Here is an 11,719-nt window from a genome sequence, read left to right as displayed (position 1 = left end):
GAAACCCGGGTTAGCGACGACCGAACCGAAAGCTGCTATCGGGCTTGCCCGCAAAGCAGCGCGGGATGACCGGGTAACTTTCAGTCAGGAAATAGGCATACGTTCCAGATGGATATTCAGGCGAAACCGTAAAGGCTCCGTTACATTCATCCAGATTTCCGGCGCCTGCTACATAGGCGTAGTCCTCATTGAACGTGCCATCATGTTTTCCGTCGGGCGCGTTTCCTCCGGGGCGGTTGCCGTTCTTCAGACGGTAGGACGACTTAATTTGTGTCACTTTCCCATCCACAACGCCGGTCATCGCATAGATTGGGAAGCCGTCTGCCGCATATCCGATCAGCGGTGAATGTCGGTTGGGTGAATAGTTCAGCAGCTCAACAAAACCGGTGGGAATGCCGTGATAATGGTATTTTCCATTGGGTTGAACGTGCGCATAGTTTTCGTCGAACCCCAAAGTAACCGCGCCCCCAAGCGCATTGTATGACCAGCCTGAGCGGGGATTGCCCTGCCAGAACTCAGCGGCCAGCGGGTCGAACACGACGCCGTTCAGAGACACACCAAAATTCCAACCCATTTCAAGCGGGGTGGTGGATCGATTGGATTTCGGGTTCGTCGGTACTTTCACATTGACACGTTGCTCGGAAATGCTGTGCGGGTTGCCTTGGTTCGGAAAGCGCCCGACAAGGTGATCGGGGATCCCGTTTGCCGAGACGCGTATACTTTTGCGGGTCTCAGAGATTTCGGAGTGGCTGTGCCCCGGATCAACCGTTGCGGCCTGCAAGCGCAACGGTCGTGTTTCCGTCTCATCATGATACCGAAATCGATGCTGGGCGGTTGCAATGGCGGCAACGGCGGAGAGAGTGAAAGCAATGCTCCAAACGGCGACGGTTTTGGTCATCAAAATCCCCTTTTTGCGATTCAACTGTGACATTGAAACGCGCGGGGTTGGTTATTCCGTCGCATTCGATTGTGACGGAAACGAAATCGCCCGGTTGCTGGGCAACCGGGCGATCAATTTCATTGAGTAAATTGGGTCTTAGTCTGCGGTCAAAAGCGGAGGTTTGTCGCCCGGAATACGCGGTTGATCGGGGCCAAGAATTTCCAGGTTCAAATCGCCCTTTTTGACAGACACGCGGACCACACCACCCTTGGCCAGCTTTCCGAACAGCAACTCCTCGGCCAGTGGTTTTTTGATGTGTTCCTGAATGACACGACCCAGAGGACGAGCACCCATCTTGTCATCATACCCTTTGTCCGCCAGCCACGCGGCAGCTTTGGGGGTCAGATCGATGGTCACATTGCGATCCAGCAATTGCGCTTCGAGCTGCAGCACGAACTTCTCGACCACCTGCAGGATGACCTCTTTCGGCAGTGGCGCGAATGAGATCACGGCGTCCAGTCGGTTGCGGAATTCCGGCGTGAACATACGTTCGATTGCGGCCGTATCCTCACCCTCGCGACGGTCACGGGCAAAGCCGATGGCAGCCTTGGCCTGTTCCTGCGCACCCGCGTTCGAGGTCATGATCAGCACAACGTTGCGGAAGTTCACCGTACGTCCGTTGTGATCGGTCAACTCACCGTGGTCCATCACCTGCAACAGGATGTTGAACACGTCCGGATGGGCCTTTTCGATCTCATCCAGCAGCAGCACGCAATGCGGATGCTGGTCGACGCCGTCGGTCAGCAGACCACCCTGATCAAAGCCTACATAGCCCGGAGGCGCACCGATCAGACGGCTGACGGCGTGTTTCTCCATATATTCCGACATGTCGAACCGAAGCAGTTCCACGCCCAGCGTATCTGCCAGTTGTTTCGCAACTTCGGTTTTACCCACGCCGGTAGGACCAGCAAACAGGTAGTTGCCGATAGGCTTTTCTGGCTCACGCAGACCGGCACGTGCCAGCTTGATCGCACTGGAAAGCGCTTCGATTGCCAGATCCTGGCCAAACACCACACGTTTCAGCGAAGCCTCGAGATCTTTCAGCACCTCGGCATCGTCTTTGGTGACGTTCTTGGGCGGAATGCGGGCGATCTTGGCGACGACCGCCTCGATTTCCTTGACCCCGATGGTTTTGCGCCGTTTGCTTTCGGCCACCAGATGCTGCGCCGCACCGGCCTCATCGATTACATCGATGGCCTTGTCGGGCAGTTTGCGGTCGTTGATGTAGCGGGCCGACAGTTCCACCGCGGTCTTGATCGCATCGGCGGTATATTTGATCTCATGATGCTCTTCGAAATAGGGTTTCAGACCGCGCAGAATTTTCACGCTATCTTCGACCGAAGGCTCGCTCACGTCGATCTTCTGGAACCGGCGGCTCAGCGCGCGGTCTTTTTCAAAATGCTGACGGAATTCCTTGTATGTGGTCGAGCCCATGGTGCGCAATTTGCCGCCCTGCAGGGCAGGTTTCAGCAGGTTCGACGCATCCATCGCGCCACCCGAGGTGGCACCGGCACCAATCACGGTGTGGATCTCGTCAATGAACAGCACCGCGTCCGGGTGGTCTTCCAACTCGGTCACAACCGCCTTCAGGCGTTCCTCGAAGTCTCCGCGATAGCGGGTACCTGCCAGCAGAGCACCCATGTCGAGAGAATAAATTGTGGTCTCAGACAACACATCTGGCGCTTCGCCGCCAACAATCTTGCGTGCCAGGCCTTCAGCGATGGCGGTCTTGCCCACGCCGGGATCACCTACCAGCAGCGGGTTGTTCTTGCGGCGGCGGCACAGGACCTGAATACAACGCTCAACCTCATCAGCACGGCCGATCAGCGGGTCGACATCGCCTGCGCGCGATTTAGCGTTCAGGTCAATGCAGTACTTCCCAAGCGCGCTTTCCTTTTGTTCGCCTTCGGTGACGCCAGGTTGAGCCTCTTCCTCGACTTGGTCCGCACCCGAAACTGAGCGGTTTTCGCCGTAGGCAGGGTCTTTGGCCACGCCATGCGCGATGAAGTTAACCGCGTCATAGCGCGTCATGTCCTGCTCTTGCAGGAAATAGGCCGCATTGCTTTCACGTTCGGCGAAGATGGCGACCAGAACGTTTGCACCGGTCACTTCGGTTCGGCCCGAGCTTTGGACGTGGATCGCCGCGCGTTGTATGACGCGTTGGAAAGCGGCCGTTGGCACGGCCTCAGAACCGTCGATATCCGTGACCAGATTGGACAGGTCTTCGTCAATGAATTCAACCAGAGTGCTGCGCAGTTCTTCCAGATCGACGCTGCAGGCTTTCATGACGCGGATGGCGTCAGGTTCTTCCAGTAACGCCAGAAGCAGATGCTCTAGCGTGGCAAATTCGTGACGCCGTTCATTCGCAGCTGCCAAGGCCGCGTGGATGGCTTGTTCTAATGTGCTCGAGAATGAAGGCACGCGGGTGCTCCTCTGTCTTGGGTCGAAAGGGGCAGGCTTCGGCCGGAACCCCATCCCAACCATGTCCTCATACTATTAGAGTTTGGTTGATCGTGGCCCGGCTTCAAGGGTTTTCTTGCTCTTGACAGTCACATTTCACGTGACCGTGGCCGTGAGGAAGGCAATTTGGGTACTAGAAGCTGTCTTTTCTAGTCCGAATTTCAGCAAAAACTTCTGCGGGGTCCGAATTTTGCATTCCCAAATGCGCCTGAATCGCCGGGTCAGCGGCCCGCAAGAACGGGTTTGTGGCCTTTTCCAGCGCCATCGTCGAAGGGACTGTGGGTTCTCCGGCAGCGCGAGCGCGGTTGATATCATCGGCGCGTTTTTGCAGTGCGGCATTGGTGGGATCGACGGTCAAAGCGAATTTTGCGTTTGATTGCGTGTATTCGTGGCCCGAGCATACGATTGTCTCATCGGGAAGGGCGGCCAATTTGCTGAGAGAAGCCCACATCTGTGGCGCCGTGCCTTCAAACAAGCGTCCACATCCCAAAGCCATGAGGCTGTCTGCGGTGAAAACAACTGCGCTGTCCGGCATGTAAAAGGCGACATGGCCAACAGTATGGCCGGACACATCCAGCACCCGAATCTGCTCGCCTCCGAATTCAAACATATTGCCGTCGCTGACCTGCTGATCCAGCGGGGGCAGGCGGTGCGCATCGGCGGCCGCGCCAACAACTTTGGCCGGGTGTTTTTCCAAAATGGCAGACAGGCCATCCACATGGTCCCAATGGTGATGGGTTAGAAGAACATGGGATAATGTCCAGCCGCGCTTGTCCAACTCGGCCAGAATGGGTCCGGCTTCGGGCGCGTCGACCAGTGCGGTATTGCCGCTTGCGGCGTCATGCGCCAGAAATGCGTAATTGTCGCTGAGACATGGGATGGTAACGACCTCAAGAGGCATGGCCTTTTGCCCTTTCGTTGCTAGACTGCGCCCAGCTAAGCCGATTGACCGGGTGTCTGCAATGCATCTTGATGTGCAGGATTTGAGGAACTTCTACTATCGCAGCACTCTGGGTCGTGCCGCGCAAGCGGCGATCCGTGGGCGATTGATCGAGCAATGGCCCGAGGCCAAGGGGCAAACGGTTGCAGGATTCGGCTTCGCGGTCCCATTGCTGCGCCCTTATCTTGCGGACGCCCGCCGCGTTATCGGTTTGATGCCAGGCCCGCAAGGCGTCATGCCCTGGCCCGCCGGAATGCCCAATGTGTCGGTTCTGACCGAAGAAACCCTGTGGCCCATTGAAACGGGTCATGTCGACAAGCTGATTGTGATGCACGGGCTTGAAACCTCGCAGCGGCCCAGCCAATTGCTGAGCGAGTGCTGGCGTGTGCTGGGGCCAGGGGGGCGCGCATTCTTTGTTGTGCCAAACCGGGCGGGTTTGTGGTCGCGGACGGACAAGACCCCGTTTGGCTTTGGTCGGCCGTACACAGCTTCGCAGCTGGAAAGTCAGCTCAAGGCGCATCACTTCATCCCGGAAAGCCATTGCTCGGCTCTATATCTGCCGCCGTCATTCCGCCGTTTCTGGCTAAAGTCGGCGAGCCTGATCGAAAAGACTGGCCAAAGGCTGCCAACAGTCATGGCTGGCGGAGTGCTGATGGTTGAGGTGACAAAACACATCCGACCGCCCAGTGGCAGTGTTGCAAAGGATGCCGAACGTCGTCCGATAAAGGCGCTTGATGGCCTTCTGAAACCAGCCTGAGCAGCTGGGTCATATTCCCTCTTCAATTCGTAAATATTGAGGGAAAAAGGACACAGGAATCGCAAAAACCGACACTTTCGTAACATTTTTCGCTCGCGTAAGCCGGATAAAAGGGTCGCACCCTTCTTAAGTTATTGAAATTGAACATTTTGTGGATAAACCTGTTGCCGTGATAATATATTGCTAGCTGGGTTCGGCTCTGCTACATCCCCGGTGATTTTGATCCCCGACCGTCTGGCCGGGGTTTCTTCACGCCCCCGGGGTAGCTGCCGCAACGCGAATTCGGGGCCCAAAATATCGGAAGGGTGGACGTGTCCGAACCAGCTTCGATTTCCACAGGCATCGCCAAGCGCTATGCCACCGCGATCTTTGAGATCGCCAAAGAGAATAATGACCTCGCAGGTCTGGAAACCGGAATCAACGATCTGGCAGCAGCATTGGGCGAAAGCGCCGAGCTGCGCGACCTGATCGCATCGCCTCTGGTGTCTCGCGCCGAACAAGAAGGCGCCATTATCGCAATCGCTGACAAAATGGGTCTGCACGCCATCATGCGTAACACGCTGGCTCTGATGGCACAGAAGCGCCGTCTGTTCGTCGTTCCCGAGTTGGTGCAGGTTCTGCGCGACATGCTGGCGGACGAACGTGGCGAAGTGACCGCCGATGTCGCGTCGGCCAAGGCGCTGACCAAGACACAACTGGAAAAACTGTCCAAGACGCTGTCCGAGCGTGTGGGCAAGACCGTGACAATAAATGCGACCGTTGATGAAAGCCTCATTGGCGGTCTTGTCGTTAAAGTGGGCTCGAAGATGATCGATAGCTCGATCCGTTCGAAGCTCAACTCCCTACAGAATGCAATGAAAGAGGTCGGATAAATGGGAATCCAAGCTGCAGAGATTTCTGCAATCCTGAAGGACCAGATCAAGAATTTTGGTCAGGAAGCCGAAGTGGCCGAAATCGGTCGCGTGCTGAGCGTCGGTGACGGGATTGCCCGCGTATACGGTCTGGACAATGTGCAAGCGGGTGAGATGGTCGAATTCCCCGGCGGCATCATGGGCATGGCGCTGAACCTGGAAAGCGACAACGTTGGTGTCGTTATCTTCGGTTCCGACCGTGACATCAAAGAAGGTGACATCGTCAAGCGCACCAACTCGATCGTGGACGTTCCGATTGGTAACGGTCTGCTGGGTCGTGTTGTTGACGGCCTGGGTAACCCGCTGGACGGCAAAGGCCCCATCGAATCCACCGAGCGTGGCGTTGCTGACGTCAAAGCACCGGGCATCATCCCGCGTAAATCGGTTCACGAGCCGATGGCAACCGGCCTGAAGTCGGTTGACGCCATGATCCCGATTGGCCGTGGCCAGCGGGAACTGATCATTGGTGACCGTCAGACCGGTAAAACTGCCGTTGCTCTGGACGCGATCCTGAACCAGAAAACCTACAACGATGCGGCAGGCGACGACGAGTCGAAGAAGCTGTACTGCGTTTACGTCGCGATCGGCCAAAAGCGTTCGACCGTTGCGCAGCTGGTTAAGAAACTGGAAGAGTCCGGCGCGATTGACTACTCGATCGTTGTGGCCGCAACCGCGTCCGACCCGGCGCCGATGCAGTTCCTGGCACCCTATGCCGCAACCGCAATGGCCGAGTTCTTCCGCGACAATGGCCGCCACGCTCTGATCATCTATGATGACCTGTCGAAACAGGCTGTGTCTTATCGTCAGATGTCGCTGCTGCTGCGTCGTCCGCCCGGACGTGAAGCCTATCCTGGCGACGTTTTCTATCTCCACTCCCGCCTACTGGAGCGTTCGGCGAAGCTGAACGAAGACTTTGGTGCTGGCTCGCTGACCGCTCTGCCGGTTATCGAAACGCAAGGTGGTGACGTTTCGGCGTTTATTCCGACCAACGTGATCTCGATCACCGACGGCCAGATCTTCCTGGAAACCGAACTGTTCTATCAGGGCATCCGTCCTGCTGTGAACACCGGTCTGTCGGTTTCGCGTGTGGGCTCTTCGGCTCAGACCAACTCGATGAAGTCGGTTGCCGGTCCGGTTAAGCTGGAACTGGCTCAGTACCGCGAAATGGCTGCGTTTGCGCAGTTTGGTTCCGACCTTGACGCCGCGACCCAGCAGTTGCTGAACCGTGGTGCGCGTCTGACCGAGCTGATGAAACAGCCGCAATACTCGCCACTGACCAACGCTGAAATCGTCTGCGTCATCTTCGCCGGCACCAACGGTTACCTCGACAAGATCGACGTGTCCGATGTTGGCCGTTACGAAGCTGGCCTGCTGGCGCACCTGCGCGGCAAGCACGCCGACCTGCTTCAGTGGATCACCGACGAAGATCCCAAGATCAAGGGCGACGCTTCCGACAAGATCAAGGCTGCGCTGGACGAATACGCCGCAACCTTCGCTTAAGGGAGAGGCGGGCACATGCCAAATCTTAAGGATCTTAAAAACAGGATCGAGTCGGTCAAATCGACCCGCAAGATCACCAAGGCCATGCAGATGGTCGCGGCTGCAAAACTGCGCCGCGCCCAGGAATCTGCCGAAGCCTCTCGTCCCTATGCCGAACGGTTCAATGCCGTGATGGCGGGGCTGGCGGCATCGGTCGGGGGCAGCGACAGCGCCCCCAAGCTGCTCCGTGGTACGGGCAGTGATGATGTCCATCTGCTGGTTGTCATGACAGCTGAACGCGGCCTGTGTGGCGGCTTCAACTCGAGCATCGCCAAGCTGGCCCGTGTCAAAGCGGAAGAGCTGCGCCTGAAAGGCAAGACGGTCAAGGTTTTGACTGTCGGCAAGAAGGGCCGCGACGCGCTCAAGCGTGATCTTGGCGATCTGTTCGTTGGACATATCGACCTGAGCGAGGTCAAGCGTCTGGGTTACACCAACGCGCAAGACATCGCGAAGGATGTTCTGTCCCGCTTCGACGGGGGTCAGTTCGACGTTGCCACGATCTTCTATTCGAAGTTCGTCAACGTTGTGACCCAGATCCCGACGGCACAACAGGTTATCCCTGCCTCGTTCGAGGACACCGAGGGCGACGACAGTGGTGCCGTGTTCGACTACGAGCCCAGCGAAGAGGCTATTCTGGCCGACCTGCTGCCCAAGGGGGTTGCGACTGCAATCTTCTCGGCTCTGCTCGAAAACGGAGCCTCGGAACAGGGTGCACGTATGTCCGCGATGGACAACGCAACACGCAACGCGGGTGAGATGATCGACAAGCTGACGATCCAGTTCAACCGTTCGCGTCAGGCCGTGATCACCAACGAGCTGATTGAAATTATTTCCGGCGCCGAAGCGCTGTAGAGACAAACCGGAGACGAAACATGGCGAATGCAAAAGGCAAAGTCACACAGATCATCGGGGCCGTCGTCGACGTGCACTTCGAAGATCAGCTGCCTGAAATTCTGAACGCGCTGGAAACCACCAACAACGGCAAGCGCCTCGTGTTGGAAGTTGCTCAGCACTTGGGTGAAAACACTGTCCGCACCATCGCGATGGACGCAACCGAAGGTCTGGTCCGCGGCGAGGCTGTAACCGACATGGGCGCACCGATCTCGGTTCCCGTTGGTAACGCCACTCTGGGCCGCATCCTGAACGTTGTTGGCGACCCCATCGACGAAAAGGGCCCGGTTGAGGCAACCGAATCCCGCGCAATTCACCAGCCTGCGCCGACCTTCGCAGAACAGTCGACCGAGTCGGAAGTTCTGGTCACAGGCATCAAGGTTGTTGACCTTTTGGCCCCTTACGCCAAAGGCGGTAAGATCGGCCTGTTCGGCGGTGCCGGCGTTGGTAAAACCGTTTTGATCATGGAACTGATCAACAACATCGCAAAAGTGCACTCGGGCTTCTCGGTGTTCGCGGGTGTTGGTGAACGGACCCGTGAAGGAAACGACCTGTACCACGAGATGATCGAATCGAACGTCATCAAGCCTGACAACCTGTCGGAATCGCAGGTTGCCCTGGTTTACGGCCAGATGAACGAACCTCCGGGAGCACGTGCGCGTGTTGCTCTGACCGGCCTGACCCTGGCCGAGCAGTTCCGCGACCAGTCCGGTACCGACGTTCTGTTCTTCGTCGACAACATCTTCCGCTTCACGCAGGCGGGTTCCGAGGTTTCGGCTCTGCTGGGTCGTATTCCTTCGGCGGTGGGCTACCAGCCGACACTGGCCACCGACATGGGCGCCCTGCAGGAACGCATCACCTCGACCAAGTCGGGTTCGATCACATCCGTTCAGGCGATCTACGTGCCTGCGGATGACCTTACCGACCCTGCACCGGCAACTTCGTTTGCTCACTTGGACGCGACCACCGTTCTTAACCGTGCGATCTCGGAAAAGGGTATCTACCCGGCGGTTGACCCGCTCGACTCGACATCGCGTCTGCTCGACCCGGCCATCGTTGGTGAAGAGCACTACAAGGTTGCGACCGACGTTCAGCAGATCCTCCAGCGCTACAAGTCGCTGCAGGACATCATCGCCATCCTCGGCATGGACGAACTGTCGGAAGAGGACAAGCTGACCGTGGCCCGTGCCCGTAAGATCGAACGCTTCATGTCGCAGCCGTTCGACGTGGCACAGGTCTTCACCGGCTCGCCCGGCGTTCAGGTTCCTCTGGATGTCACCATCGCGTCGTTCAAGGCCGTTGTGGCTGGCGAATACGATCACCTGCCCGAGGCAGCCTTCCTGATGGTTGGCGGCATCGACGACGTGATCGCCAAAGCGGAGAAGATGGCCGCAGAAGCTGCCTAAGGAGCAAACCTGATGGCAAACACGATGCAATTTGACCTCGTCAGCCCCGAGCGAAGCCTTGCTTCGCTCAGCGCGACCGCGGTCCAGCTTCCCGGCGCGGACGGAGACATGACGGCAATGCCTGATCATGCCCCCACCATCACGACGCTGCGCCCGGGCATCCTGAAGGTCGAGGCACCCGAAGGGTCCAGTGAATACCTGGTCACCGGCGGGTTTGCTCAGATCAATGGCGATGGCCTGTCGGTTCTGGCCGAAAAAGCCATTCCGGTCGCCGAAGTGACACGGTCGCATCTGGACGATCTGGTCGCCGAGGCGCGTGCTTCGCACGAAGCAGCCAAGGCAGGCGATGATCAGACAATTGTCGATGACGCTGCCAAACTGCTGGCCGACATGGAAGCCCTTGGAACGCATATGAGCCTGTAAGGCTCACCGCATTCCGACAGTTAGAAACGGCCCCGTTAATACGGGGCCGTTTTTTTATCGTGATTTTATCAATGCGACGGGTTAAGGTCTGGATTTACATAGATAAAGACAAATCAATGAAGACGTTTCGAACCCATCCAATTGGTATTGACCAAGGCGAGGCAGTTATTTTTTCCGAATTCGCCGATGGTGGCGAAATGTGGACGGGCGAAGGACCGCGCCAGAGGCGGTCGAGTGTTGTTTTCAACCAACCGTTTCGATCCAATCCGGTGGTTCAGATCGGTGTCTCTTTGTGGGATGTGGATACATCTTCCGCTCTGCGCGCCGAAGTCACGGCTGAAGACATCACACCAGAGGGCTTTAGCGCCGTTTTCCGCACATGGTCCGATACACGGATCGCCCGAATACGGGTCACATGGACCGCAATCGGAGAGGTGGCCCATGACGACGATTGGAATATCTCTTAATACTGAGGGTCAATCATATGGCACCACCTCTGTTTCCATTCGCTCGTAGTTACTGCAAAGCGGAATAGAAGTACTCCATTAACTGCTCGGGCAATCCTGTAAAAAGGACTATCGAAAAGGTCGCCAATGCGCCGATTGCAAAATACACCGGAACTCGGCCAAGCGCATATCCACGCAGAAATACGCAAACGAGTCCGATGAGTATCGAAGAAACAAGCAAAGAAATCGAAACCACTAAAGTACTCTGAAAGACCTCAAACGCGGTCTCAGTTGCAACTCTTGTAGCCATCACCCCTGATAAAAAGCAAATGCATGCACCAACACCGAGTATGAGGCCGAAAACCGAGCTTAGTGTTTGCGCCTTGCCCGATGCTCTTAGGATTTGGGGTTTACCGTTCTCTGAACTTTGAAGCGCAGTGCCATTGCGGGAACTTCGTTTGCTCGAAAAAGCGCGAAAAAGGATGAAGCAACCCGCTAGAAGAAAAACCACGCCACTCAGAGCAAACGCAGTTATGAACCCTAGGCCATTGCTATCGCGAAGCACCTCGTATTCTTCGTTTAGGTCCTTGATAATATATAGTCCCATGCACATTAAGAGAGAACCGGCAAACAGAACAGCTAGGTTCGGTTTCTTTTTTACCTGTGTCGGGGCGGTTTGTGACCCGCCATACAACGTTGCCCGAGGTTGTTGGGATTTGGCGTTGATGCGTTGTATGCGATCGTGAAAATTGGCGTTTGACATAAGGTGATTTCTTTTGGTTTCGCAATAAACTGCAACTTGCTGCGAGAATGTGGTGACAATTGGTTGGGTGGCCTCTCTTGTGAAAGGTTTTCCAGCGGGAGCAAGCGTTGAAATACATCGAAAATGGGGGTGTGACGAGGACAGGCGGGTCCCCTCAACCACCTGCCCGATCCCTAAGGTGGTGGGCGTAATGTGTTTTCATCAGTGCCGTGAACAAGCGTTTTTTGCACTTAGTTTCGCTTC

11 protein-coding genes are annotated in these 11,719 nt (G+C 56.6%); 7 read left to right on the top strand and 4 right to left on the bottom strand.

Annotated elements, in window-relative coordinates; all coding sequences use genetic code 11:
* Nucleotides 1-10: 10 nt before the first annotated feature.
* The 3 genes from AC2FFH_RS02500 to gloB all read right to left on the bottom strand — a co-directional run bounded on the left by AC2FFH_RS02500 (nucleotide 11) and on the right by gloB (nucleotide 4,301).
* Nucleotides 11-898, bottom strand: coding sequence for a YHYH protein (locus AC2FFH_RS02500; protein WP_496769112.1), 888 nt, complete (start codon nucleotides 896-898; stop codon nucleotides 11-13).
* A gap of 138 nt (nucleotides 899-1,036) precedes the next feature.
* Entirely contained in the window at nucleotides 1,037-3,361 is a 2,325-nt protein-coding gene (gene clpA, locus AC2FFH_RS02495) for an ATP-dependent Clp protease ATP-binding subunit ClpA (protein ID WP_496738222.1), read from the bottom strand.
* Nucleotides 3,362-3,533: 172 nt separating this feature from the next.
* On the bottom strand, nucleotides 3,534-4,301 hold the full coding sequence (gene gloB / locus AC2FFH_RS02490) for a hydroxyacylglutathione hydrolase (protein WP_496769110.1): 768 nt from the start codon (nucleotides 4,299-4,301) through the stop codon (nucleotides 3,534-3,536).
* Between the two features lie 61 nt (nucleotides 4,302-4,362).
* Here gloB and AC2FFH_RS02485 point away from each other — a divergent pair, with 61 nt between their 5' ends.
* The 7 genes from AC2FFH_RS02485 (at nucleotide 4,363) to AC2FFH_RS02455 (ending at nucleotide 10,734) form a co-directional block, all read left to right on the top strand.
* On the top strand, nucleotides 4,363-5,097 hold the full coding sequence (locus AC2FFH_RS02485) for a class I SAM-dependent methyltransferase (protein ID WP_058275506.1): 735 nt from the start codon (nucleotides 4,363-4,365) through the stop codon (nucleotides 5,095-5,097).
* Between the two features lie 311 nt (nucleotides 5,098-5,408).
* Nucleotides 5,409-5,969 (top strand): F0F1 ATP synthase subunit delta, encoded by a 561-nt coding sequence (locus tag AC2FFH_RS02480; RefSeq protein ID WP_108859262.1) that lies wholly within the window; start codon nucleotides 5,409-5,411, stop codon nucleotides 5,967-5,969.
* Nucleotides 5,970-7,508: a F0F1 ATP synthase subunit alpha gene (gene atpA / locus AC2FFH_RS02475; protein WP_058275507.1), complete on the top strand. Its 1,539-nt coding sequence runs from the start codon at nucleotides 5,970-5,972 to the stop codon at nucleotides 7,506-7,508.
* 15 nt (nucleotides 7,509-7,523) lie between these two features.
* Complete coding sequence (locus AC2FFH_RS02470) at nucleotides 7,524-8,399, top strand: F0F1 ATP synthase subunit gamma (RefSeq protein ID WP_496723962.1); 876 nt, start codon at nucleotides 7,524-7,526, stop codon at nucleotides 8,397-8,399.
* Nucleotides 8,400-8,419: 20 nt separating this feature from the next.
* On the top strand, nucleotides 8,420-9,844 hold the full coding sequence (gene atpD, locus AC2FFH_RS02465) for a F0F1 ATP synthase subunit beta (RefSeq protein ID WP_108859264.1): 1,425 nt from the start codon (nucleotides 8,420-8,422) through the stop codon (nucleotides 9,842-9,844).
* Between the two features lie 12 nt (nucleotides 9,845-9,856).
* Nucleotides 9,857-10,267 (top strand): F0F1 ATP synthase subunit epsilon, encoded by a 411-nt coding sequence (locus AC2FFH_RS02460; protein ID WP_058276005.1) that lies wholly within the window; start codon nucleotides 9,857-9,859, stop codon nucleotides 10,265-10,267.
* 116 nt (nucleotides 10,268-10,383) lie between these two features.
* Nucleotides 10,384-10,734 (top strand): H-type lectin domain-containing protein, encoded by a 351-nt coding sequence (locus AC2FFH_RS02455; protein ID WP_282151793.1) that lies wholly within the window; start codon nucleotides 10,384-10,386, stop codon nucleotides 10,732-10,734.
* A gap of 49 nt (nucleotides 10,735-10,783) precedes the next feature.
* On the opposite strand, the gene AC2FFH_RS02450 is transcribed toward AC2FFH_RS02455, so the two are convergent.
* The gene (locus tag AC2FFH_RS02450; RefSeq protein ID WP_496778727.1) at nucleotides 10,784-11,476 is read right to left on the bottom strand and encodes a hypothetical protein; all 693 of its coding nucleotides are present in this window, start codon (nucleotides 11,474-11,476) and stop codon (nucleotides 10,784-10,786) included.
* Nucleotides 11,477-11,719 lie beyond the last annotated feature (243 nt).

The sequence above is a fragment of the Ruegeria sp. YTSC003 genome, assembly GCF_059609785.1.
Note: the sequence above shows the minus strand (reverse complement) of the source record. Positions and strands in the feature narration are given on the sequence as shown.